This is a genomic window from Nostoc sp. CALU 546 (assembly GCF_048836525.1).
This window is the reverse complement of the sequence record NZ_JAWJTF010000074.1, coordinates 11,997-37,807: the sequence shown is the minus strand read 5'-3', so window position 1 is coordinate 37,807 and position 25,811 is coordinate 11,997. Positions and strand designations below refer to the sequence as shown.

The window sequence follows — 25,811 nt, the reverse complement described above, 5'->3', positions numbered from 1 at the left end:
CAGGGGAGGCAGGGGAGCAGAGGAGAGTTGTTTCTCCCCTGCCCCTCTGCCCCTCTGCCCCTCTGCCCCTCTGCCTTATCCTGAGAACAAATATTCACCACGACTTACTTAGTCAACTTTGAACTGGCTAACGCTGGTTTCCAGTTGTTGTGAAGTCATCCGTAGTTCTTCAAAAGACTCGGAAATGTGGATGGCACTTTCTGAAGTCTTGCGGGCGATCGCCGAAACATCCATCATCGCCTCTGTCAACATCTGAGATTGCTGACTTTGATGGGAAACTGCTTGGGTAATTCCTTGTACCAGTCCACCAATTTCGTTGGTAGCTACCACGATCGCACTCAGGGAATGACGAGTCTCATCGATCAAGTTCGAGCCTTGGACAACTTGGGTAATCCCTATTTCCATTGCTTCGGTAACTTCGTTGGTGCCAGCTTGAATTTCTTGCACGAGTCGCTCAATTTCTGTGGTGGCACTAGCAGACTGATAAGCCAAGGAACGAACTTCATCTGCAACCACTGCAAAGCCTTTGCCATACTCTCCGGCACGGGTAGCCTCGATCGCAGCATTGAGTGCCAGCAAATTAGTTTGAGTGGCAAAGTTTTCAATCAGACTCACTACTTTCGAGATTTTCTGAGAAGCTTCACCGAGGCGTTTAATTTTCTTCGCTGTTTCCGACACGGTTTCCCGAATCTCCAAAATGCCATCTACGGTTCTTTCCATCAGCGAATCGCCAGCTTGGACGGTATTATTAGCTCTTTGCACCGCCTGTCCGACTTTTTGGGCATCAGCAGCGACTATCTGGGTGGAAGTTACCATAATTTGTAATTGTTCCAGAGCGTGTTCGAGCCGTTCTGCCTGCTGTTGAGCTTGGTCAGATAGTTTTACTACTGAGGTAGTGTTATTGCTGGAATTTTCACTCACTTTGCCAGCAGCAATCTGCACTTGTCGCACTAAATCTCGCAAACTTTGGATCGTAGTATTGTAACCATCGGCGATCGTCCCAATTTCATCTTCAGATAGGGGCGCTCGAACGGTAAGATCGCCTCTGAAGGATGGTTCCAAAGCCATGAGAACGCGTATTGCTCCTTGTTGGAGTTTTTCGCGGGCGGTGCGTTCGCGCTCTGCTGCTTCTGCTAGTTGCTGCTCTTGAATACGCACCTGTGTTAGGTAGTCTGCAAGATTGAGGGCAATACCAATCTGGACGCTGGCTTGGTTGAGAACATCCTCCTCGGATTGCTCCCACTGGCGCGGTGCGCTATTTTGATAAACTCCCATCAGCCCCCAGAGCCGATTTTCTTGAAAAATCGGAGAAATCATGTAGGCTTTAGTTCCCCACATCTCTAACAATTGGATGTGACATTCGTCATGACCGACAGTATATATATTGTCAACCCGCAAACTTTCTTTGCGGACATAACGCCCTCCTTGGTTGTACTGGAGATAGGTATCTCTAACTCTGGCAAGGCTAGTTCCCACAAGCTTAGGCCAATCCCCACTCACAGACTCAACTACAAATTCTCCAGACCAATCAGGCTCAAAACGGTAAACTCCAACTCGATCTACTTTCAGCAGTTGCCGAAGTTCGTGGGTGGCAAACTGGATAAATTCCAGAACATTACCACGACTTTGGGCCATTTCTGTTAACCGACTTGGCAGGCGATAGGAAAATCGGGCGTTTGCTACTTCCCGTTCTGCCAGTTTGATCAGTTCCTCATTCTTGGTTAAGGTTTGTTGTAAGTATTGCGATTGTTGGACGGCAACCCCAAACTGCGTGCCGATTTTCGCTACCAAGTTGACTTCATTCTCTTGCCATTGCCGCGGCCCACTATTCTGATATGCTCCTAACAAACCCCAGAGCTTGTTTCCGGCAATAATTGGGGTGATGATATAGGCTCTAATCTGAAATTGCTCTAGAATTTTCAAGTGGCACTGGGCATGGCCAGCAGTGTAAACGTCATTAATCACAAACGTCTCGTTGTTGCGATAGCGTCCACCTTGGGTTTGTTGTAGGTGTTCGTCTTCCCATACAGTCCTGATATCGGGGCCAACCAAAGCCACCCATTCACGACTTACGGATTCGGCAATAAACTCGCCACCCCAATCTGGATTGAAGCGATACACTGCTAGACGATCGCATTCCAAATGCGATCGCAATTCTGGTAAGGCATTGCGGAAAATCGTATCTAGCTCTTGAACTTGGCGGATTTTTTCTGCCAGCCGTGTCAATGCTCGTTCCCCTTCTGCGGTTCGCGCTAATTCTGCATTCTTCTTCTTGAGCTGTTCGATATACTTAACCTGTTGCAACCCTATACCCATTTGCACAGCTATTTTTCTCAACAGTTGCACATCCTTGGATTTCCACTGCCGAGGGCCAGTATTTTGGTATGCTCCTATAAAGCCCCAGAGTTTGCTTCCAGTAAAGATCGGGGCGATCGCGTAAGCTTTGGCCTGGATTTTTTCTAATATCTCTACGTAGCACTGAACGTGACCGGCAGTGGAGATATCATTGACAACAAAGGTTTCATGATTGCGATAGCGTCCGCCCTGAGTTTCTTGTAAGTGATCGTCCATCCAAATCGTTTTGATGTCGGAATCAGCTAAAGACAACCATTTATCTTTTACGGATTCGGCAACAAACTCCACACTCCAGTCGGAATGAAAGCGAAATACTGCTATGCGATCGCACTGTAATTGTTTGCGTAAACTTGGCAGCACATTCAGGAAAATTGTCTCTGCCTCTTGAGCTTGGCGAATTTTTTCCACCATCCCTGTCAGCACTTGTTCCTCTTCTGCTGCCCGCGCCAACTCTGCATTCTTCGTTTTCAGTTCTCCGACGTACTCAACTTGCTGGACGCTTAACCCCAATTGAATGCCCAATTTGCTTAGTAATCGCACCTCCTCGGAATTCCACTGGCGCGGCCCGCTATTTTGGTAAGCTCCTAATAAACCCCAAAGTTTGTTTCCAGCAAAAATAGGGGCGATGGTGTAAGCTTTAACCTGGAACTGCTCCAACAGGTCGATGTGGCACTGGGCATGACCAACAGTATAGATATCATTAACGACAAAAGTTTCATTGTTGCGATAGCGCCCGCCTTGGGTTTGCTGTAGGTGTTCGTCTTCCCATACTGTTTTGATATCGGGGCCAACCAGAGGCACCCAGTCACTTCCTACAGATTCAGCCATAAATTCACCACTCCAGTCAGAGTTGAAGCGATATATTGCTAGGCGATCGCATTTGAACAACTGCCGCAGTTCTCCCAAGGTAGTACGGTAGATGGTTTCTAGCTGTTGGGACTGACGCATTCTATCCGCCATTCGCGCGATCGCGTTTTCTACTTCAGCTACTTGGGTCATTTCGATATTTTTTAACCGTAGCTGTTCGATATATTCAGCTTGCTGGAGGGCAATGCTCAACGGTTCGCCGATCTGCAATAAAGCACCGATTTCTTCTTCAGTCCATTTCCGCACATCAGAATTCTGATAGGCTGCTAACAAACCCCAAAGATTACCAGCGCGGAAGATGGGAACATTAATGTATGCTTTGGCTTGGAACTTCTCTAATGTTTCTAAATAACAAGGTGAAAAACCAGCAGCAGAAATATCGTTGACTTTACGAAAGCGCGTTCCTTTGGTGTACACTCCACCCTGCGTTTCCTTCAGATAGGTATCGGCATCAGGTTTAATAGGGGAAGCATAATCCTTAATATTGCAACGCTCTGAAGATATCAGACCTGTTTTTAAAATGCCGTCTTGTTCCTGCATCTCCAAAAGTGACGACCAACCAGCAGCCACAGATTCAGCGATAACTTCTCCACTCCAGTCTGGATAAATTTGATAAACAACTACGCGATCGCATTTTAAAAATCGCCGCAACTCTTGGGTGGTAGTGCGGAAAAGGGTGCGAAGATCCGTTGCTTGCCCAATCTTTTCAATGATGCCGAAAACTGTACGTTCTCGTTCAACAAGTTTGGCTGACTCTTCAGAGCGGTGATAAAGTTGTTGCTGATATTGCACCTGTTGAATCGCAATACTAGACAGAGTTGCAACCTGCACCATTAGGCGAACTTCACTATCTTTCCACTGACGAGGCTGAGAATTTTGATAGGCAGCTAGCAAGCCCCACAACTTTTCTCCCTGGAAGATGGCAACAATAATGTATCCTTTGGCTTGATAGGTTTCTAAAATTTTGATATAGCAGTCAGAAAAACCAGCACTGTAGATATCATTAGTGACTCGATAAATCTGTCCGCGATGGAAATTTTTGCCTTGGGTGTGCTGAATGTAGCTATCTGCATTGTGCGATCGCCCTGTTGTCCCAACCAATCCGCCTTCGTCTGCAAGGTTCCTCACACTGCAATAGTTAACGTTATTGACAATTGCTGGGTTGTTTCGCTGTTCTTCTAATAGAGAAACCCACTCAGATCCAACAGATTCAGCGACAAATTCCCCACTCCAATCTGGCTGGAAACGATAAATTGCGACGCGATCGCATTTTAGTGACTGTCTTACTTCTTGGGTGGTAACGCGAAAGATGGTATCCAAATCTTTGGACTGGAGAATTTTATTCGCTACACCCACCATGATTTGGTCTTTTTCCACTTCTTGTTGCAACGTAGCCTGAATCACGGCAACTTGCAGTTGCGCTTCTAATTCCTGCTCGATCAATTTTAATAACTTAATTTCAGCATTTTGCCACTGGCGAGTAGCAGTGCATTGCTGCACTACCAACAAACCCCAAACCTCATCTTTTATTAAGATTGGCAAACTCACACAAGCTCTTACCTGAAACCGCTCCATGAGTTGCTTTTGGTAAGGAGACAAGTTTGCAGTGTAGGTATCTGCGATCGCGACTAATTTTTCTTGTTGATAAACCTTGGCAGAACCCAACCCAAAAGTGACGGCGGGCAGTTTTTCCTTCAGCATTGGGGTAAAGCCATCCCTCATCGCCTCCGCAACAACTATCCCCTGCGTCGGATTCGTAAACTGATACAGCACGACGCGATCGGCTTGTAATGCGCTTTGTATCTCTATGACAGCAGTGGCGAGCAAAGTATCTAGATCGGAAAATTGGCGGATTTTGCTAGCGATCGCCTGTACTTGCTCTACCTCTAATCCATCTCCTCCGTCTTGATACGGCAACACACTTAGCAGTTCTTTTAACTTGCGGATTCTCTCTCGCAATGGCCCTGTTTCCACCCAATCAGCTTGATCCAGTTCAGTTCGCAATTCTTCTAGAGCGGAGGTGATTTGCTGTTTTGCTGGTACATCAACGGTATGCCCGTTATCAGTTTCCTTATAACCGTTGCTGGGATTTGACTGAGGTTGGCTAGGTCTAAGATTGTGTTGCGCTACCATGATCTTTCTTGCTATGAAGGTTGTCGGAGTTAAGAAGTAAACTTCTTGCAGAAGTCGGGAAAAGGGTAAAGGGATAAGAAATAGGGTTAAAGGTTAAAGGGGAAAGGGAAAAGGAATGAACAAGTCGCCCACGTTAGCGTAGAGGCCTGAAGTGCGGGGCGAGGTTTTTACCTTTCCCCCTTCCCCTTTCCCCCTTCCCCTTTCCCCTTTCCCCTTTCCCCCAAGAGTGCAAAACTATTTTTGCAAGAGGTCTAGTGTTAAAGAGGCTGAAGGGCTTGAATCACAATCTGGGTGTCAAGTAACATCAAAGGGCTACCTTGAGAATCCACAAAGTAACCCTGTAAGAACGAGCCTAGTCGGCCAGGTAACATTGATGTCGAAATCTCTAACCGCTCTTGAGGATCGTGAACTTCAATGGTATTGACTTGCTCCACCAACAGCCCGAAGGTTTGATTCTGGACTTGAACAAGCATCGCCATGCCAGAGTTACGCACACCTTCTCGCCGACACCAGTGTGTTGCTCCCAACAAAGCTGCTAAATCAAGAATCCAGATCGCTTCTCCCCGCCAATTCATTATGCCTAACAAGAATTCTGCTACCTGCGGTACTGGCAAAATCTCGGTCAGCGCAACTTGAATTACTCCCCGCAAATCAGCTAATGGAAGTAACCCATTTACCTTTCCATTCAACGGAAATCTTAAAAACCTCTGGTTGTTTCCTTGAGGAGAGTTTTCAAGTCGAAATTGGCTATTTATGGGTAACGAAGAAAAGCTATCATTGCCCTGTACCATTGCCCTAGTTTCCTTTAGCGAATAAATTTATTAACAGTCTGGAGCAAGGTATTTTCATCTACAGGTTTGACTAAATAGCCATCGGCACCACTCATATTGCCCCAAGTTCTATCAACATCTGTGTTTTTAGTTGAGCAAATCACTACCGGGATTCCTTTTGTTGTCGGATCGGCTTTCAACTTGCGGCAGAACTCAAATCCACTTTGTCCTGGCAAAATCAAATCTAGTAAGATCAAGTCAGGTTTTTGTTGTTTCAACCTGAGTTGAGCCTCTTCACCACTGCGAACTTCATAAACTGAATATCCTCCTTGCTCTAGGTAACGTGTCATCTTTTCGGATTCTGTGAGGCTATCTTCAACTAAAAGAACTTTTTTCATTTTTTCCTAACTATTTAATTTAGAATTTGACAAATTATTGCGACAAATGAATTAACACCAAGCCAGATATAGAAAGCAATTTACAATCCAAAATCTGTTTTGAAAATGGATGTAGGGGAGCTACTGGCATGACTGTCGCTTCAACCTAAACGCTTAAATACTTGTGAAGCACATTGAGTACTTTGTCTGCTTCTACAGGTTTACCCATAAAGTCAGTTGCCCCTACTAATTTTGCTCGCATCCGATCTACTATTCCATCTTTCCCCGTTAAGATGACAACCGGCACATTTTTGAGACTTGGAGTTTTACGGATTTGAGAACAAATTTCATAGCCATTCACTTTTGGCATCAAAAGATCCAAAAAAATGAAGTCTGGCTTGCTTTTAATTAGATTTAAAACTGCCGTCAAGGAATCTTGAATGCCAACAAAGCGATAACCTTGATGGGTGAGAATTTCCTCCAAACTGCGACAGATCATCGGACTATCATCCACACAGGCAACTAAAGGTCTTGAGACATCAATAATTGCTTTACTAGCTGCTGGGGGGGCAACTTGTAAAATAGTCTTTTCTTCGACTTTGATTGTGGGTTGATTTTTGTTTCCGGCTGCTGGGGGAGCAACTTGTATAACAGTGTTCTCTTCTTTCTTCAGTGAAGAATTGAAATTATTAACTGCACTGGATGGGCTGACAATTTCTTTACTAGTCGCTGGGGGAGCAACTTTGTTGAAATTGGGTGCAACTTGTAAAACAGTGTCCTCTTCTGCCTTTAGTGAAGAATTGGAATTGTTAACTGCACTGGAGGGGTTGCCAGTTTCTTTACTAATCCCAACCTGCCTGAGTTTTGGGGTGGGTGAAAAAGCGATCGCCCCTGTTTTTACCAATGTCATCAATAACCGAGTTAAAGCTAAGACATCCCGACCGCTTTTTTGCCCTAGACCTCGTAAAGTTTTTGTGCCATCAACTAGAGCAATAATCTGTTTAGAGGATGCTTGTCCTTGAAGTAGCTCAATTTTTTGAATGATCGGAAATAAATTGGGCGAGTAGGTTGCCAGTCCTGCATCTCGCCATTCTTGCCAGGCTTGTGTAGCCTTTTTCAAGACTTCCTCAGTTGGTATTACAGCTAAAAGAACCCCAGGAACTTCACCAACAACGGTAGTATGTGACAACTGCCCTGCTGGATTGTCGCCATTTCTTTTGGCTTCAATGTACTGCATTATATCAAACAGAACTTCAGCTATTGAGCTTGTAATCAGGCTAACGAGTTGTTGTTGTTCGATTAATTTTTGTTCTCGCAACTTAACAAGAATGGAATACTCGCGATAATTTTCCTGGGGAGAGACAAGCTGCTCCAACTGTGTCACATCCAGATTAGAACAGTACCGCAACAAGTGTCGTCGCCATCGCTCATCGGCATTAGAACCGCCAGCCTGCCAAATTAATCGTCCTAAACGAAAATATAGCGTCCAAGTCGGCCCATCTCTTGCTTCAAGATTCAGCCTACCTGTAAATAATTTAGTTTGAAGTTGGTTGATCAATTGATTCACAATGGATCGCACCTCCTTATATATCTTGAGTTTTGCATTTACATTAGAATTCCTCAAACAATCCAGCTTACTAACTTCATCGTGCAATTGCCAATAGCATAGTTTAAAACCTTGATTGAGCTACACAAACTTGTTATATCCCTTTTGAATCTGGATATTTTTAAAGTTAAAAGCCGGAAACTTGAACAAAGATTTAAGCTCTTTTTCTAATTATTAATAGGTTAACTTTTTGCCATATTACATCTACTGCTACTGAGCAAATTGTTTGTCAATACAGACCGGAAAAAGATGGAAATGTTGAATAGTACAAAGCATAGACCAGCTTTAATGCTTATCGGTTGTGTACTCTGCTGCTTAAGGCGAGAGAGACAAGCGATCGCTAGGTAGTCTGCAAATACAAAAAATCAGCTTGAATGTAAGTTTGTCAAGAAATTGCTTGTTGCCGAATAAAGTATTGGCGATCGCGTTGTTCTAGTACCCCTTGCTTAATCAAGGAGCGCAGGATATCTATCGTTTGCACCCGGCTTAAGCCTATCACTTCTTCAATTTCTATCAGAGTAGCTCCTTCAGCTTGCTGAATGTATTGCTGCACTTTAGATTTAACAGTATCCGCATTCAAGGCAGGCACTTTCTTAGTCATCGTATTGGCGGAAGGACGAAAACCAGCGCCTTTAATTGCAGAACGAGAAATTGACCATTTTGGAACTGTTGCAACTAATTTCTCTTCTTTAGCAGGAGTCGGGGAAACTGCTTGTTCTTGACTGCAATCGCCCCAAACACTGTTATGTAAGATTTCTCGGAAATTTCGCAAGTTTTGGAATAATGCCTGAGCCTTTGCTGCCCGCTGTTGGCGGTATTCTTGCTGGCGTTGCCAGACATCTGTTTTTATTTGCAATATTTCCAATTGCCGCTCGACTATCTCTTGCTGAAATTGCTGCTGTTGTAACTTTCTGTTGTTGTCAAGCGTGGTAACAAAACTGCTCAATTCTTGATGAAGCACATCTGCTTGCAGCTGAAATTCTTGTTGAGTTAGCTGTTTCCACTGCTTAACTTGTTGACGGCGTTCAGCAGTTATTTGCAATCGCTGCAATCGCTCTTGTTCCCATAAATTCTTGAGAGCCATCAGATGATATCTCCTATTTTGTTAACTAGAAATATAGCAATCCAATTTGATTTCTGAATCACTCGTAGAGGTAAAGGAATGGAGACTGGTAAAAAGGAATAAAGATGTACTAAGTTTTGTTCAAAAATCAAATATGATTCCTATATTCAATAAACTGTTACGCATTTAATTTGTACATTGACCTGATGACTAATGACTGTTAACCGAAAACCCGTCAACAGTCATCAGTCAACGACCATCAAGAGTGTTTATATACTTTAGACGCGCATCAGCTTAGAAGCCATAAAGACTAGCTTTTTCTAATGTGGTGTTAAGCAGCAGATGGAACAGCAGCCTGAGATGTTAAACCAACTGCCTCGGCATATCTTAAGTAAGTTTCAACTGAAGCAATCACAATCCGAGCTTCTATTGATAGCAGTTCAATACCAACTAAAGAAACACGTACCCAAGCATCAATTACAATTCCTTTGTCCAAAATGCGGTCAATAACTTCAGCCAAACTTGAAGATGAGTTAACTTTTTCAACAGCCATTTTCTTTTACTCTCACAACTCTAATTATTGATTTCATCCTGCTCTGATTGAGCAGTAGGTAAAACTTACACAATGTGTTTTATTCTTCCTGGGTTTAGTGTTCCCAAAAATATAAGATAAATATAAGAAAATAAAAAAAATAAAGAAAAAATTATCTCATCTTTATTTTTCTGGGAAAGTTTTAAATATTATTTTTTATGAATTTATGTGAGAGTATTTTCTAGAAAATGATAGGGTGGCAGAGGTTCGCTCAGTGCCAATTGCCAGTGTGAGCATTGTACCTGCCAGAGTGAAAACTGCTGCGTACTGAGCGTTGAATCGTTACGCTGTGCCAAAAAGTGGATTTGCCGCACATCTGACTGTCGAGTTTCACAGATAACATTTGTATATTTTTTGAGAATTAACTGGCTCAAGAGTTCCCACTGTTGGCATTGTTGTGTTTGAAATGCTTGCTGTGTTTGGTAGCGTTGTTTTTTAGCCAATAAATAGGCTTTTCCCTTAGCATCAATAGTTTCAGAATCGTCAACCAAATCACAGGGTGTCATTTTTAAAGTGTACTCAACTTTGTCTGCTAGCTGAGTTAGGGCTTCTAGATATTGCTCTTGGTGCTTTTCTAGATGATTCAGCAGTTTTTCTTGCGAGGTAAAACCCCTCCCAAAGCGTAGGGGAAGAAGGGGAGTTTGTTGAAAAAGTTCTCGAATTACGCGATCGTGGTTTAATACAGCTTGAAGTAAACGCTCATCCGTTGCCTGTATTGCCTCCAGTGAGATTTCCGACTCTACGATCGCACCTAAACCAGAAGAGTAAACTAGTTTAATATTCCTTTCCATCCCTAAAGGTAGAACAAGTGGTGATGCGGTGGGGACTAAAAGAGCATAGGCGTATATTGACATAAGTAAAACGGCGTAAATATTTGTAGTTGGGATGAGGCAGGAGGCAGGGGGCAGGGGGCAGGAGGCAGGAGGCAGGAAGAAGAGGTAAGAATTTTTATGCTTAATTGTGCCAAAACTAAGTATTAATATTTACTATAAAAAACGTAGAAGTTCAGAGCGGAAGCTACTTAAGTAGAACGATGCAAATAAACAGAACTATGTAACTAAAAGTAAATTTAACTAAAACCCTCTTCTCTTGTCCCTCCTGCCCTCTGCCTCCTGCCTCCTGCCTTCTATTGAGATTGATGCTGATTGGCAAGCATTTGATATGTAACTTGGAAATCATCATTTGTAATCTGAATCAAGCTGGAGTCACTCAATCCCTGGGCGCGGTATCGACGAATTGCGCTTAAAGCAGCTTGATTGCTCAATAAAGCCAAGTCTGCACCATTCCAACCCTCGGTAACTGTCGCCCAAGTTTCTAAATCGACATCAACCAAGGGACGATCTAGATTGTGAACTCCTAAAATCGCTAATCGGCTGGCTCGATCTGGTAGATCGATTTTGATTTGTAAGTCCAATCTTCCAGCTCTGAGCAAGGCAGGATCGAGCGCTTCTGGACGATTGGTTGCTCCTACTAACAGTACTTTCGGGCATTCATGCAACCCATCGAGTTCGGTGAGCAGTTGACCGACAACGCGATCGCTAACTCCAGAATCACCTGTGAATCGTCCCCGTGCTGGTGCTAGGGTATCAATTTCATCTATAAACACAACGCAAGGTGCTGCTTGCCGAGCTTTGCGAAAGAGTTCTCTGACTGCTTGTTCTGCGGCACCTACCCATCGGCTGAGTAATTCCGGGCCATTCACAGCAATAAAGTTGGCTCTAGCCTGGGAAGCGATCGCTTTTGCAAGTAATGTTTTTCCCGTTCCCGGCGGCCCCCACAACAGAATTCCACGAGGAGGCTTGGCTTTGGTTTGCTCGTATAGTTCAGGATAGAGGAGTGCGCCTTCAACAGATTCTTGAAGTTTTTGTTTAACATCATCCAAACCACCAATGTCATCCCAACTGACACTCGGTACTTCAATTGCTACATCCCTGAGAACTGAGGGTTTTATCTCCTTAATTGCTTCCAGAAAATCCTGCTGGATGATAGTCATGTTCTCAGGAACGGGACTGTTGAGTGAGGGGACTTGACGACGCAGGGCAATGTAGGCTGCTTTCTGACAAAGAGCTTTGATATCGGCACCGACAAAACCAACGGCTAAATCGGCGATCGCTCCTAAATCAACCGAAGTCTCCAAGGGCATGGCACTTGTTAAAATCGTGAGAATTTCCAATCGTCCATTGCGATCGGGAACTCGAAACTGAACTTCGCGATCGAAGCGTCCCGGACGACGAAGCGCCGGATCGATATAATCGGGACGATTTGTTGCCGCTAATACAATTACGCCCTCGGTTTTGGCAAACCCATCCATTAACCCAAGCAACTGCGCCACTAGTCTTTTTTCAACTTCACCTTCTACTTGGCTGCGATCTGGAGCAAGGCTGTCAATTTCGTCAATAAATATCAAGCAGGGAGCAGAACGAGTTGCTTTCTCAAAAATACTTCGCAAACGAGCTTCTGCTTCCCCGTAATACTTGCTCATCACCTCTGGGCCATTGATGGCAATGTAGTTTAACTCTAACTCTTCTGCCAAAACACGGGCTGTTAAAGTTTTTCCCGTACCAGGCGGGCCAACTAGCAAAACCCCACGCGGAGGCTCTAAACCTAATTTTGCCAATAAATCTGGACGTTTAAGGGGAATTTCGACTAATTCTCTGATTTCCTTGAGAACATCACCCAAGCCGCCGATACCTTGCCAAGAAGCTTTTGAGTTCTTGTTAGCTGATGGGGTGGTGACATCATCAACATCATCCATTGGTGTAGCTGCATCGGTGGAATTGGATCTGACTCGGCTGGAACTCCTTGTTCTCGGAATATTGCCTTGCCGAGGAATACTACTGAGATTATGAGACCGAATTTGAATAGAAGTTTTTAACTCCCCTTTCTCTACTTTTTCTTCTAACGCTTTGGCAATTTCTAATAGGTGTTCAAATCCTTTAAATATGTCGTCCATTGATTTTACTTAGAGGTTGTTTGAAAAGTGTTTCACTATGATTTTGGGCACTTTTAGATCCCCCTTTAATTACCCCCCTTAATCCCCCCGATGTATTGGGGGGAAACCGGAAAATTTAGTTCCCTCCCCTTTACAAGGGGAGGGTTAGGGTGGGGTAATTCAATGACTGGTAGTGATTCCATAACTTGTGCGTACACCGTAGCTTTACAAGGGGGATTTAGGGGGATCTATAACGTTTTGCTATCGACAAGAGGACTTTTGAAACATCCTCTTAAATAAAAGACAGAGAAAAATTAAAAGTTTCAATAATTTTTCATTCTCAATTTTTATTGCTATTCACAGCGAGAGGAATTAATCAGTTGGAAATGGTTAATCGAAGACGAGCAAAGTTATACGGGGCAGTGAAATTGTTGTAGCGAATTCGCAAACGGTTTTCAAATTGGCGATCGAGTGCTTCAACGTATTCGCTAAATTGTGATTCTGCTTCCCAAGGAATTAGGTAGGCTGAATTGTAGATCATTGTGTCCATTTGGGGAGTATTTTCTACCACTTCGATCGCAATAGAGTTGAGCGTGCTTTTAAATACATCGATTATGCCTTGCTTGCGATCGCTCATTCCCTGTTCGATGGTTTGCCCTATTTGGATTACCCGCTCCATACTCAGGGGTTGACCCACTAGCTTATCCCTTTCGGTTTTGAGATTTGGATGTTCTGCCAATAGTCCCTGAATTTCTGCCTCGATATCCCAAAAAACTTTGACACTAACTTCTCGGCAACCCGATAACTTTGCAAGCAATTGCGTCAATTCTTCTTGATGAGGATGAATTAATTGCTGTGAAACAGTTTCCCAACTGGAAACCAAAAGTCCAAATTGCACGGGTAGTAAATAGCGATCGCCTCCTTGCATGATCTCCTCAAGGACTTTCTCATGACTTAGCAGGTTACGACGGCTGGCCAAATAACGCTCTTGCTGTGCTTCCGAGTAGATTACTGCAAAATCATCCAAAATTTTAATTTGTACAGGTTGCCGATCTAAGCCCTCTAAATTTAAATTTTGTGGAGCAGGCAAGGTCAAAATTCCGTAAATGTAAAAGCCATAACTCATAAGAATGTCTTACCAAGAAGAATATAGATAAAAAAGTTACACCAAAATCGGATAGCAAGTATTGTTTGAAATTCTTATAACACCTTCCTAGTAAAGGCTTTTAATCCCTTCGGGTTCAGCAGTCGCTCATGGGGGAAACCCCCAAGACCGCGCTGCTTCACCAAAATCCAAAATCTAAAATCCAAAATTGGTATTACAAAGGTTTAGAAGTGAGTACTAATCTTAACTTGGCATGAACTAAGCTTAATTGAGCCAGTCCTAAGTCCAAGTCACCTTCAACCACAACACCCGTATTTAATAGGCGATCGAGAAGTTCTAAAATAGAAGGTTGACTAGAGGTTTCACCGGGGTAGTATCCTCCAGATTGGGGAAGTAAATTTCCCATTTCACCCAAGTTAATATTTAGATCGGCTGGATCAACATCAAATATCTCGCAAAGCTGAACAACCTGCTGTTCAAGCTTTTGTAGGCTTTCGGCAGCTCGATCTAGTTCAGAGTCGCTGAGGTTGCCAGCATCCATGCGCCGAATCACCTGAGCTTCCATGAGTTGGCGTATCAGTTCAACAACCGTCAGTAATAACGGCGCCAAACCTGAATCGGAACCTTTTGATTTGCTAATCGCCTGCATTCTGATGATTAATAGGATTGAGTGCTTTGAGCGATTGCAGTTCTGTTTCTAGACTGGCAAGACGCTCTTGAAGTTGTTGATTAGTTGCTAATAAGGTGCGAGTTTGACTATTAAGATAGGGGTCGCTCTCCCACCAGTTAATTCCAATCTCTTTGGCTTTATCAACAGAAGAAATCAACAAACGAATTCGGATGTTGAGCAGTTCTGTGGAGCCTACGGAAATAGAAATATCTCCTGCGATAACAATGCCTTTATCCAGAACCCGTTCGAGAATATCTGCCAAAGTAGAACCTTGAGTTGATGTAGTGATAGCTCCCCGATTAGTATTAGTACTCATTTGTTTATTAAATGGCCAGAATCAAAAGCAACTGTTTGTGAGATGTTCGGCGACTCGGCATTGCCCTGCATTTGTACTAATACTCCCTGTTCTCTGAGAGACTTGAGTGCAGCCACAATTTGACTGCGATCGATCCCTAGTTCTACTGCCAATTCAGAGAAACGCCTTCCTGGAGAATTACACAGGTAGTTGTAGACTTCATGCTCGTAAGGTACTCGTTGTTCCAATACAATCTGATTTTGGCTGTCTGGTATTATCTCTGACGACTGAGTTTGAGTATTTATACTATGATGCAATTCACTTAAAACCTCCTCCAGTAGCCGAGTTGCTTCTATGAGAGGTTGATTCGTGCGCGAAAGCAGGATGTCGGCACAAATATCTTGGAAGCTAGGATCTCCAGGGTTGAAGGAAATTTCGTGTTCGTGGCAGATTTTGGCAATCATCAGACAGGAACGCAATCCACCGCCCTGTCCAGAACCAGATCGACTCCAAAACGTCCGTACTAAGCGGACAATTACTTCTGCTTTCTCAGAATCTATACCTGTTTTATGAACTACAATTTCCTGCTGACTCAGTTCATCAGGTGTAGGCATATCGATGGTAATAACACGATCCATCAAAGCATCCTGAGTTGCATGAACTCCACAATACTCTTGAGGATTTGATGTTAAAATTGCCCGAAACTGAGGATGAACCCGGATATACTCCGCTCGCTGTTGATTTGTTGGCAATACCAACAACCTCTCCTCAAGTACGGAGAGTAAAACGTTATTTACCTCCGGGTGCGATCGATTGAATTCGTCGTAAACCAGCGTAAATCCTTCTTTACAAGCTAGGGTTAATCGCGCATCAACCCAATGTTGTCGGAGTTCATCCTCAACTTTGATAACGCTGTGGATGAAGTTATCAACAACCTTTTTGCGGGTATAACCTAATTGATTACCAATCAAGTCTGAGGTTTTAAACTCATCATCTCCAAATAAGAGGATGATCGGCTGGTTGAGCAAATCAGCTAGATGCATTGCCAGAGTAGTTTTTCCGACTCCAGCCGCACCACGTAAATGTACTGAAAAACCCGACTGTAGATAGCGCAAAGCACGTTGAGCGATGCGTTGAACAGCAGGGGTATTGACAAATCGTTGGGGAGATGCATTTAATACTGTTGTCAAGCTCTAAGTACCTCGTCAGTAATAATTTTATGTAAAAGTAATTTTTTGCACATCGGGAATATAAAATACAGATGTCAATAAACCTTAACTGAACTCAAATCCAACACATTTTGGCATCAACATAAGACTAAGTAATGTTTTATATAATGTCATCAGCAAGATTACGGTCTTGTGAGACAGCCTTAACAAATCTACACAAGTGTAAATTAATATGGTTCTACGCTTCTTACTATTACCGATTACTGGCCCATTAATGGGGGTAACGTGGCTTGGGGAAAAAATTTTAGAACAAGCCAATACTGAAATTGATGATAAAGAAAATCTCAGCAAGCAGCTTCTTACACTCCAACTTGCTTTTGATATGGGAGAACTTTCTGAAGAAGAGTTTGAAATTCAGGAAGAAGCTCTTTTATTAGCGATTCTGGAAGCAGAACAGGAGGAACGCGATCAAACACAAGAGTAATACCAATTCTCTAAAAGTCGGTTACAGATAGAGCCGCCAAAATATATTGCCTGCGAACAGCCTGGACAAGGTATACTCAATGCTGAAGACTACATCACATCACATCACGCGGTAGCCAGTGGACTAAGCAAGCATTTTATAAAAGGCTAGCAGCGTAAAATTAAATATAAATAAATTAAAAAGAGAGGCGATATCCTCTCTTTTTAATGGTTATTAAATTTTGTAAGTCACTTACACATGATCCATAAACACAACTTGATTTATTTTCTGCTATGACCTAAATTTGTTAGCGCAGAACTTTATCATCTCGAAACCTTGACTTAACCTTAGATTTTGGGCAAGGTTTCCGCTTTTGACCTAATGGTAGGACAAATAGAAAAGGAAGTGTAGAAACGTAGCGGCTGAATTTTAGAACAAGAACTGTTCTCTTAAGATAGTCATTTTGTGTAATGGTTGTATCCGTCCAGTTGTCTAGCCAGTCTCCATCTACATCTTTAACAAATTGGCGAATTCCATCCACGCCGTGGACTCTTCTAGATTGTCTCAAAGCCCTAGCTCGTTGAAGAGCATCTCTAGCTCTGTCAACCCTTTGTTTTTCAAGACCCTTTTGAGTAGACATTACACTTTACTTGTCTATATTAGTTATAAGATAGCAGTTTCCTTGAGTTCCATCGCTACGCTGAAATACAGATTGACCAATTTTTTGATTTACTTGATTTAATCTTGGATTAAAACTTACAAACATTGCTCTTCTAATACCCCAGTATTTTAAGGTTGATTGCCATTCTCGCTGCTTATTTCGAGAGTGAGTATCATTTACTGTAGTTATTTGCACACACAAAGGTAAATTTTTTGACCCTGAAGCTATAAAATCAGTTGCCATTGACAAATCAGCAATATAAGGGTTTAAAGTGTTTCCTCCTAAAAATTCTATTTCTTGGCAAATTTTATTGACAAAAGATTTATCATCCCCCTTAAATTCACCACCCATTAATTTTTTCTTCCAAATTGGCATCTTGAGGTCAGGCTCATTAATCCAACGCGTGAATAAAAATTCATACCAATATTGTTCTGTTGGTGTTAGCTGTGCAAACTCCGCTTTTCTATCATCTTCAGACATTAATTGGGTTTCAAACCAGAAAGTGGCATCACTCAGCAATTCTTCAAGGAACTGCAAAACATGAGGTTTTCTTTTTAGAAGTCCAGACTTTTTATTCGCTATCCAGCGTCTTACCTCATCCAACCTAGAAGCTAGTTTGGGGAAAATAGATCGACTTTCTTCAATTAGTTGATTTAAATCTGCCCTAATCTCGTCGGGGTCTCTTTGCACACTGAGTATACTTTTATATTTTTAAAACAACGAATAATCGTAACACGAGGGTGTGTTTCTATGATGGTCTTTTACTAAGTGCTTAACGTAGTTTTTAGTTCCTCAAGCATTCTGATTAATCAAGCCAAATCGTTGTAGACAATGAGTTTCAGGGTCTAAATCTAGAGTCTAGCAATGAAAACCAATCGGCATGGACGCGCTAAGGTTCTCACTCAACAACAGATTCTTCATCTTATTAAATCTTATTATCTCATCCGTAGCCTTATTTTAGAGAATTGGTATAACTAACGTGCGCCTCCGTTGGAAACTTACGTTAATTTTAAAAATATTGTTAGCTATTATACTTAAAAAAAATTATGCTTCTACTATACAAGTGTTAATTTAATGGAAGCTTTACCCGATAATTGGGCAGATATTCAACCTGATACTGTATATCTTTCAACCAGTGGTCTGCTAGTTTCATTTGGCAGCGAACAAATAAAGCTGGGATTAAAATACGATCAAAAGGGGAAACATTTAAAAGCCATTGAGAAAGGGCTTGTACCTCCTCGCGGTAATGTTGGGTTGGTGGCTTCCCAAGAATCTGGCTACGATTTGAAATCTAAAGTCTTAGGTAAAGGTGGCGACCGCCGATTTCATGCAAAATTCATTGATGGTATATTGCACTTCCCTGGTTTGGTAACAGAACATTAAACCCACATAACTATGACAAGGCTCGAATTAAAAAATCATCAAGTTTGGCAGGATTTAACTGAAATATTACAAAGTTTAGATGCCAACGTATTTGTTAAAGAGCATCTTGAACAATGTAATTATCAAGTATGTGGCTACTGGGATGACCAAGATGAATACTATGAAAAAATTACTTTACCTAGTAATTTAGAGGCTGAATTAGTCAGCAGTTCTATTGGTGTTAGTCAGAGAGAACGCTTTTTAAAATTAAAGTTTTTACTCATGGTTTCTGCTGGTGATACCACACAAGCACCAAATAATAACACTCAAAAAATTGGCGAATTAGTTCTTGTTTACGATGAAAATTTGGAGTTTGTTGATGAAAATTGGCTTTTAGATATCGATTCTAGAATGCTTGTTAAATGATTGCTCGTAATGGATGCGATCGCATTTCCTCACTCCAGAGTAATGTTACTTTTATTTAAGTAGATATTGTGTTGATAAACTTACTGTATTTTCAATATCATTTGTTGGGTTCTACTACCCTCTGGGTGTCTACGTTTTATGTAATCTATAGAAGATGGCGATCGCACTAAAAGAAAGCAAGGGTAAGAAACAACAAAATTTGTCCACTGTAAATGTACTAATGATAAAGGTAACAGACAGCTAATGCTGTGTATCTCTATTGCGAGGTCGGGGCTTTCAAGCACTACTCCCTTTCCAACTTTAATACGACGTTTTGATAATACCTAGCCGCCATTTCTTCTGCTTTTTCATAGACAACTAATGGGTCTTTTAGCATATCACCTGGTTCAAGCTCTAAATCGCTAGTTGAAAGTGAGACTCGCCCTTTTTCAACATCAATGCTGATAATGATTGCTCTAACCCACTCACCTACTTGAAAAACTTGCTCTGGATGGTCAACAGTTTGTTGAGAAATTGCAGTGATATGTATTAGCGCATAATATCCCCCAATATTAACGAAGACACCATGCGAGTTAATTTTATGGATAGTTCCATCTACAAGTTGACCAAGCTTTAGTGTTTTTAATCTTGCTTTTGCTGAAGCACTATGATTATAAGGTGTTCGTCTTTCTATGGAGTTTTCACGCAGTCCATATTTTTTGTTTAACTCAATTCTTCGCCTGGAATACCAACTTGCATCAAATTCACCTAAAGCAATATCAATTGGTAAATTTTTATATAAGCTGACAAGTGCGTAGGCTTCTGTGATTTGACTGTTAGCTGTTAAATCGGTAATCCATAACATTACATCATGTAGAATAACTGGCCATTGTTGTAAGGGCGTTAATTGGTTCCATACAGTTTCACGTCCGGTTTCACTAACCCTGCCACGTCCGCCCCAGTACATTGCTAAACGTGTTTGCCAATTTTGACCTTCTATATTAGATGGTTTGAGCAAAGCTCCCCAATTTATATTGCTCAAATCATCAATGTATGACCATTGTGATGGTTGATACTCATCTTGAAGAAATTTGATGACTCCATCATAAAATGCCTTAATCAATTTATCAGGCTCAATAGTAATTTTGAGGCGTGTTGTAGTGTCATGACTGCACATCCACGGGTCAATTTTCAATTCCACAACTGCATTACTCAAGGACTCAGCTATCAGCTCTACTCCATAACCTTCCTCATCGATGATCATTTTTGCGGGTAGTTGGCAGTCTCGAATTTGCCCCAGCCAGATGTACAGTTCTTGATAAGGATTAAATGTAGATGATGTCCAAATTTGGGTGCAAACATGAGCAGCTTCTATGCGGAGCAAAATCCATCCTCTGAGAATACGTTCGTTTGAGAATTGCGTAAGGGTCACTCTCATTTATTCAAAGCGATATACCGCGCTCGCTCACAAACAAAACCAATTTAGCATCACCGAAACCATACACAAGTTAGTCAGTATTATTTCCAACATTTGGTTTTCTGCTCCCCTAGCCATTACCGCGCAATCAAGGTGCGAAATATTGGCTACTAAAAACTTTGATAAATCGATTACGTCGTGAACTGCAAGAGGCAAACGAGGCATACGCGCGATCGCTTGAGCGTTAATCCGGGCTAAATGTTTTACACTAAAAGCTTTTACCCCAATGTCGGTTAACCTTTAAAACACAACATCCAATAACACGATCGCAATTTTCTCCCCCAACTACCCCAACCCCCCAGCCTGCTCTTGCTCGACCGCGCAAGGAAGTTGCGAAGAATAGGCAAGCTGAAATCTTAGTACTTAGTATTCCAATGTTAGGGTGTTGAATTTTGGTGTATTGTTTTCTAAGTCAGTATTTGCTTGCTGATGAGTCATGTCTCCTTCAGCAATTGTTTGACTATTTAAAATGGCAAGACGCTGCTGAATCTGATGTCGGCGTGCTTCGAGTTTCTCTAGTTCCTCCTCTAAACGCTCCTTCTCTAACATCATTTTGTAAGCATTTAAGTAAACTGTTGCTTGAGAACGTTGAGGAGGCATGGTGCTAAGTTTGGCTTGAATTTGTCTGCGGCTTGGAGTGCGATGCATAATAAATTTCTCTTTGGGTATGGAAGTATTTAGTCTAATTAGCCGTTAAAATAAACAGCCGGCTGCTGCTTGGATGCGTTCTAAAGGCTGAACTGAGCGAGGAAGCATTGGTAAGCGAACCATTGTCAAACCTGGAAAATCGCAATTAATGGTTGCTGTAGAATTAAAGCGGTTGAGAACAAGGTAATTCTGGCTCACACCTATTTTTTGCATAGATTTGAACAGGCGTTGTTGTTCAGCAAGTACGCTAGTCTGGTTAAGTGTAACCCCAATGAACTCTGTTTGTTGTGGGTCTTTTAGCACTTTTTGGGCTTTGACTACGCGCTGTCGCAAGGTTCGTAAACGCCCCATAAATTCTGTACGACCAAGAACATTCTGATACTTAATCCAGAGTTTGAAAATCCAGGCTAGCCAGTCTGCTAGTGCATTTGGCATTTCTAGAAAACGCAGAAGATGACCTGTAGGAGCAGTGTCTAAAATAATCAAGTCTTCTTCTTGTTGCTCTAGCAATTCCATTACTGTTAACAGGGAAAGCATTTCATCAATCCCTGGTAAAGCTTGACCGACAATTTTGCGCCAAGCAGCAGGAGCATAAGCCATTTCAATAGTTTCGCTTGTTTGGGTTTCGCCACTCATCATTTCGGCCAGTTCCCATAGGTAATCAGCTCTGAATTGATCGACAATGCGATCGCTATCCACTTCCTGACCTCGAAGATTGGCAGTTATTTGATATGGTTCGTGTCCAAAACTCAGACCAAAGGCATCACCCAAGGAGTGAGCAGGATCGATGGAAACCATGCGAATTTTGCGATCGGGATGTTGTTGAGCCATCGCCCAACCAATTGCAGCTGCTACTGTGGTCTTGCCTACTCCACCTTTACCGCCAATTAGTAACAGGCGACGACCTTGAGTCAGGAAATCTCCAAAGCTAGGAGGAATTGTTTCAGGCCATTGAACTGGGAGTAGATCGAAAAGAGATAGCGGTTCAAGCTGAGGAACATGGATTTGGTCGATCAGATGGCTGAGGGCTAGAATCCCTAAAGGCTCCTCATCTTGCTGTGGCACAATAAAAATCGGCTTTTCGTTAGCAAGATCCGTATACTGACTGATAAGCGGTTGTTGTTCTTGGTAACGATCGCGGTCAGTCGCACTGGCAAGGACTTGGTTAACAAACAACCCTCCGCAAGGAACCTGCATGGTTTGTAAGGCTTCTAGAAATCGTTTTGACTCCAACCAACTCATTGGTTCGGCGATCGCAACTAACAAACAAGCTGTATGCTTAGGATCTTGAAGGAGACGGCGACCTTGCGATAGTTCAGCTTTCAGGGTATGCAAAAAGTCGTCAGCGCGATCGGGTGTGTAACTCCCAGCAAAGGTCTTGCTAATATACCGATGCTTTTCTTGAAACAGTTCCAGAGAGTCGAGGAAAGTATCTAAAAAGTCCATCAATCCAAACAAGTTGAGAGTATGACCGCTAGGAGCCATATCTACTACTACTCGATCTACCCGCTGCTCGTTGAAAAGCCGTTGGATCTCTAACAAGCCCATCAACTCGTCCAGTCCAGGCCAATTTAAATCCCAAACTGGCAGCAAGTCTTCTCCTTCAACAAAACTTCCGCGCTCTACTAACAGTTCTAAAACCTGACCATAACGTTCTTTAAAGTCTTGTAGCAGAAGCTTTGCATCCAACGCCCTTACTCGTAGATTTGGTAGTTCCGCTATAGGACGAGGAATGTCATCAACGCTAACTTGTAAGACATCTCCAAGAGAGTGAGCCGGATCGGTTGAGATTAAAAGAATTTGCTCATTGGCAAATTTCTGCGCCCAACGACATGCAAAAGTGCAGGAGATTGTCGTTTTTCCGACTCCACCTTTGCCGCTAAACATAGCAAGGTGTAGGTTATCAAAAAGTTCCATCCCGTTTGTCATTTCCGGCGTTTTAGGATAAAGTTACTACATATTTTTGAAAGTTACTTAAGTAATTTTGCTGAATAAATCTATTTAAAACCTTAATCTTTCACGGATGGGATTTACAAAACTTCTGTCCTATAGGGCGGTGACAGGGAAAGCTTCACAAGAGAATGTGTAATTAATTTTGTTGAGTTACTTACAAAGATTAGCCGAGGAACTATAACTGAGGTAAAGATTTAGCCAGAGATGTCCAAAAGTAAGGAGATAAGATGGTTAACTGTTCTGAAGGCGATATAAATATTGGGTGTAATGTCCAAGGTATTTCTGAATACAACTTTTTTTCTGATAGTGAGTTTGAGGACATTCATTGTCGTCCACTTAAAACAGACTCTCCCTACTTAGGACTAAAAACTTTTGAAATTAAAGATAAAGACAAATTTTTTGGTCGGGAGAAGTGGATTGTTAATCTGGGCGATCGCTTAAAAAAAGATAATGTACTCTTGGTTTTAGGAGCATCAAACACTGGCAAATCATCATTGATTCGCGCAGGTTTAATTCCTTATTTGGGAAATAATAACAATTCATTAATTAATATAAGTTTTCACCCAGATAAAAATCCTTTTAAATCTCTTTATCAGTGTCTTGCTTCTAATTATGGAAAAAAATCACCAATAGCGGATATTGCTCGAAAAATAAGAGAAACTACCCTAATTAAAATTGTCACATACCTCAAACAAGACTATCAGTGCGTTCTGATTGTTATTGACCAATTTGAAGAACTGTTTACGAAAACTCAAAAGCCAGAACGCGATAAATTTGTTGCTAGTCTCTTTCAACTGTTTCAGCAGCAGGATAGCTCTGTCAAAATTGTTTTAACAATGCGGTCTAATTTTTTACATAATTTTAGTGAGTATCCCCAACTTGCAAAGATCCACGATCGCTATAGTCGTATACTCACTAGAATGAGCGACGGAGAATTAAAGTTAGCGATCGCTGAACCTGCTGCTAGACATGGTGTCACCTTTGAACAAGGTCTAGTTGAGCAAATTATTCATGATTTTCACCAACAAGATGATTCTTTACCACTTCTGGCATACACCCTGAATGTATTGTGGGAAAGAGAAGATATTGCAAACGGGGTTTTGAAGATAAAGACTTATCAAGAACTAAAAGAGCAAACGTTTAGTCATTTAAGAGAACAAGCTAATCAATTTATTAATCCTAGTCTTGGATGGCGCGATCGCCAACAACAAGAGATTCAAAAGTTAAACCTTGCACTGACTGAATTAAAACTGCGTGAACAATCCGCCAGGGTTTTGAATTTACTTCCTGTCCAACCGCTAGAGGGTTTGGTGCTGGCAATTCAAACAATGGGTGAGAATTTAGAGAAATACCCAAATCACCTTCTAGCTCCTGTTTTGGGAAGCTTAAAGGAAGCAATGAACACACCCACAGAGACGAATAGCTTGCGCGGACACGAGCAAGAGGTTAATTGTGTAGCCTTTAGTTCTGATGGCAAGTTTATTGCCAGTGGCAGTAGTGATTCTACAGTGTGCTTGTGGAATATCATTGGCAATCCTACTGCTCAATTTTTGTTGGGGCACGAGCAAGAGGTTAATTGTATAGCCTTTAGTCCTGATGGCAAGTTTCTTGTTAGCGGTAGTATTGACGGAATTTTGTGTTTATGGGATCTACAAGGTAATCTCATTACTCAACCGTGGCAGGGACATGAGGAAGGAGTTATTTCCGTCGCCTTTAGCTCAAATGGCGATTGCATTGTCAGTGTTGGTTTTGATGGAACAGTATGTTTGTGGGATTTACAAGGTAACGCCATTACTCAACCTTGGCGCGGACATAAGGAAGGAGTTATTTCTGTCACCTTTAGTCCAAATGGCGATTGCATTGTCAGTGTTGGTTTTGACGGAACGGTGTGTTTGTGGGATTTACAAGGTAACACCATTACTCAACCCTGGCACAAACATGAGGCAAAAATTATTTGCGTTGCCTTTAGCCCCGATCGCAAGTTTATTGTCAGTGGTAGTAGTGATTCGACAGTGCGGTTGTGGGACATCCAAGGTAATCCCATCGGTCAACCTTGGCACGGGCATGAAGGACATGTAAATTCTGTAGCTTTTAGCCCTGATGGCAAGTTTATTATTAGTGGTGGCTGCGATCGCACAATACGCTTATGGAATATCAATGGCAAACTGATCACTCAACCTTGGCGTGGACATGAAGGAGAGGTTAATTCCCTAGCCTTTAGCCCCGATGGCAAGTTGATTATCAGTGGTGGCGATCGCACTGTGCGTTTGTGGGAGCTACATCAAATATTACAAGATCGGGTCATCGGGCGATCGCAGCGCAAATATGAGAATTGGGTGAATTCTGTCACCTTTAGCCCCGATGGTCAGTGGATTGTCAGTGCCAGCAATGATTCGACAATATGCTTGTGGGATATTGAGGGCAACCCCATTGGTCAACCTTGGCACGGACATGAAAAAGAAGTCAATTTTGTCGCCTTTAGCTCTGATGGTCAGTGGATTATCAGTGCCAGCAATGATTCTACAATTCGCTTGTGGGATATTGAGGGCAACCCCATTGGTCAACCTTGGCACGGACATGAAAAAGAAGTCAATTTTGTCGCCTTTAGTCCAGATGGCAAGTTGCTTGTCAGTGCCAGCAATGATTCGACAATCCGCTTATGGGATATTCACGGCAATCCCATTGGTCAACCTTGGCACGGACATGAAAAAGAAGTCAATTCTGTCGCCTTTAGCCCTGATGGTCAGTGGATTATCAGTGCCAGCAATGATTCTACAATTCGCTTGTGGGATATTGAGGGCAACCCCATTGGTCAACCTTGGCACGGACATGAAAAAGAAGTTAATTCTGTCGCCTTTAGTCCAGATGGCAAGTTGATTGTCAGTGCCAGCAATGATTCGACAGTGCG

At 42.3% G+C, this 25,811-nt stretch carries 21 protein-coding genes; 4 read left to right on the top strand and 17 right to left on the bottom strand.

The genetic code is table 11. The features are described from left to right. Nucleotides 1-108: 108 nt before the first annotated feature. The 12 genes from RRG12_RS28740 to gvpN form a co-directional block, all read right to left on the bottom strand. The gene (locus RRG12_RS28740) at nucleotides 109-5,355 is read right to left on the bottom strand and encodes a GAF domain-containing protein (protein WP_420761524.1); all 5,247 of its coding nucleotides are present in this window, start codon (nucleotides 5,353-5,355) and stop codon (nucleotides 109-111) included. Between the two features lie 257 nt (nucleotides 5,356-5,612). Then, nucleotides 5,613-6,146, bottom strand: coding sequence for a chemotaxis protein CheW (locus RRG12_RS28735; protein WP_420761523.1), 534 nt, complete (start codon nucleotides 6,144-6,146; stop codon nucleotides 5,613-5,615). Between the two features lie 14 nt (nucleotides 6,147-6,160). After that, nucleotides 6,161-6,523, bottom strand: a complete 363-nt coding sequence (locus RRG12_RS28730) for a response regulator transcription factor (RefSeq protein ID WP_069071669.1) — start codon at nucleotides 6,521-6,523, stop codon at nucleotides 6,161-6,163. 145 nt (nucleotides 6,524-6,668) lie between these two features. Then, nucleotides 6,669-8,069 carry a response regulator gene (locus RRG12_RS28725; RefSeq protein WP_069071670.1) on the bottom strand — a complete coding sequence of 467 codons (1,401 nt, stop codon included), beginning with the start codon at nucleotides 8,067-8,069 and terminating at the stop codon, nucleotides 6,669-6,671. A gap of 424 nt (nucleotides 8,070-8,493) precedes the next feature. Further along, nucleotides 8,494-9,192, bottom strand: coding sequence for a gas vesicle protein GvpC (locus RRG12_RS28720; protein ID WP_420761522.1), 699 nt, complete (start codon nucleotides 9,190-9,192; stop codon nucleotides 8,494-8,496). A 310-nt stretch (nucleotides 9,193-9,502) separates the two neighbouring features. Next, nucleotides 9,503-9,724 (bottom strand): gas vesicle structural protein GvpA, encoded by a 222-nt coding sequence (gene gvpA, locus RRG12_RS28715; RefSeq protein WP_012408764.1) that lies wholly within the window; start codon nucleotides 9,722-9,724, stop codon nucleotides 9,503-9,505. 203 nt (nucleotides 9,725-9,927) lie between these two features. Beyond that, complete coding sequence (locus RRG12_RS28710; RefSeq protein ID WP_420761521.1) at nucleotides 9,928-10,617, bottom strand: GvpL/GvpF family gas vesicle protein; 690 nt, start codon at nucleotides 10,615-10,617, stop codon at nucleotides 9,928-9,930. 272 nt (nucleotides 10,618-10,889) lie between these two features. Further along, nucleotides 10,890-12,716, bottom strand: a complete 1,827-nt coding sequence (locus tag RRG12_RS28705) for an AAA family ATPase (RefSeq protein WP_420761520.1) — start codon at nucleotides 12,714-12,716, stop codon at nucleotides 10,890-10,892. Between the two features lie 355 nt (nucleotides 12,717-13,071). Continuing rightward, the gene (locus tag RRG12_RS28700; protein ID WP_420761519.1) at nucleotides 13,072-13,821 is read right to left on the bottom strand and encodes a GvpL/GvpF family gas vesicle protein; all 750 of its coding nucleotides are present in this window, start codon (nucleotides 13,819-13,821) and stop codon (nucleotides 13,072-13,074) included. Nucleotides 13,822-14,014: 193 nt separating this feature from the next. Continuing rightward, complete coding sequence (locus tag RRG12_RS28695; RefSeq protein WP_420761518.1) at nucleotides 14,015-14,449, bottom strand: gas vesicle protein K; 435 nt, start codon at nucleotides 14,447-14,449, stop codon at nucleotides 14,015-14,017. Further along, complete coding sequence (locus RRG12_RS28690; RefSeq protein WP_012408759.1) at nucleotides 14,436-14,786, bottom strand: gas vesicle protein; 351 nt, start codon at nucleotides 14,784-14,786, stop codon at nucleotides 14,436-14,438. Before RRG12_RS28690 ends, RRG12_RS28695 begins: the two co-directional genes overlap by 14 nt. After that, nucleotides 14,783-15,955 (bottom strand): gas vesicle protein GvpN, encoded by a 1,173-nt coding sequence (gene gvpN, locus RRG12_RS28685; protein ID WP_420761517.1) that lies wholly within the window; start codon nucleotides 15,953-15,955, stop codon nucleotides 14,783-14,785. Before gvpN ends, RRG12_RS28690 begins: the two co-directional genes overlap by 4 nt. Before the next feature lie 211 nt (nucleotides 15,956-16,166). On the opposite strand from gvpN, the gene RRG12_RS28680 reads away from it, so the two are divergent. Continuing rightward, complete coding sequence (locus tag RRG12_RS28680) at nucleotides 16,167-16,418, top strand: gas vesicle protein GvpG (RefSeq protein WP_420761516.1); 252 nt, start codon at nucleotides 16,167-16,169, stop codon at nucleotides 16,416-16,418. A gap of 286 nt (nucleotides 16,419-16,704) precedes the next feature. On the opposite strand, the gene RRG12_RS28675 is transcribed toward RRG12_RS28680, so the two are convergent. Both RRG12_RS28675 and RRG12_RS28670 read right to left on the bottom strand, forming a co-directional pair. Further along, a complete protein-coding gene (locus tag RRG12_RS28675; protein WP_420761515.1) occupies nucleotides 16,705-17,037 on the bottom strand; it encodes a hypothetical protein in 333 nt (110 codons plus the stop codon). Between the two features lie 6 nt (nucleotides 17,038-17,043). Next, nucleotides 17,044-17,661, bottom strand: coding sequence for a hypothetical protein (locus RRG12_RS28670; protein WP_420761514.1), 618 nt, complete (start codon nucleotides 17,659-17,661; stop codon nucleotides 17,044-17,046). Between the two features lie 471 nt (nucleotides 17,662-18,132). Between RRG12_RS28670 and RRG12_RS28665 the strand changes: the two genes are divergently transcribed. Both RRG12_RS28665 and RRG12_RS28660 read left to right on the top strand, forming a co-directional pair. After that, entirely contained in the window at nucleotides 18,133-18,441 is a 309-nt protein-coding gene (locus RRG12_RS28665; RefSeq protein WP_420761513.1) for a hypothetical protein, read from the top strand. 12 nt (nucleotides 18,442-18,453) lie between these two features. Then, nucleotides 18,454-18,846: a hypothetical protein gene (locus tag RRG12_RS28660; RefSeq protein WP_420761512.1), complete on the top strand. Its 393-nt coding sequence runs from the start codon at nucleotides 18,454-18,456 to the stop codon at nucleotides 18,844-18,846. A 283-nt stretch (nucleotides 18,847-19,129) separates the two neighbouring features. On the opposite strand, the gene RRG12_RS28655 is transcribed toward RRG12_RS28660, so the two are convergent. From RRG12_RS28655 to RRG12_RS28645, 3 genes are all read right to left on the bottom strand, one after another. Continuing rightward, nucleotides 19,130-20,209, bottom strand: a complete 1,080-nt coding sequence (locus RRG12_RS28655) for a S1 RNA-binding domain-containing protein (protein WP_420761511.1) — start codon at nucleotides 20,207-20,209, stop codon at nucleotides 19,130-19,132. Between the two features lie 456 nt (nucleotides 20,210-20,665). After that, entirely contained in the window at nucleotides 20,666-20,950 is a 285-nt protein-coding gene (locus tag RRG12_RS28650) for a hypothetical protein (protein ID WP_420761510.1), read from the bottom strand. A 45-nt stretch (nucleotides 20,951-20,995) separates the two neighbouring features. Beyond that, entirely contained in the window at nucleotides 20,996-22,879 is a 1,884-nt protein-coding gene (locus tag RRG12_RS28645) for an ArsA family ATPase (RefSeq protein WP_420761509.1), read from the bottom strand. A 251-nt stretch (nucleotides 22,880-23,130) separates the two neighbouring features. Here RRG12_RS28645 and RRG12_RS28640 point away from each other — a divergent pair. Then, the coding region (locus RRG12_RS28640; RefSeq protein ID WP_420761508.1) for a WD40 domain-containing protein at nucleotides 23,131-25,811 on the top strand (2,681 nt) is incomplete at its 3' end.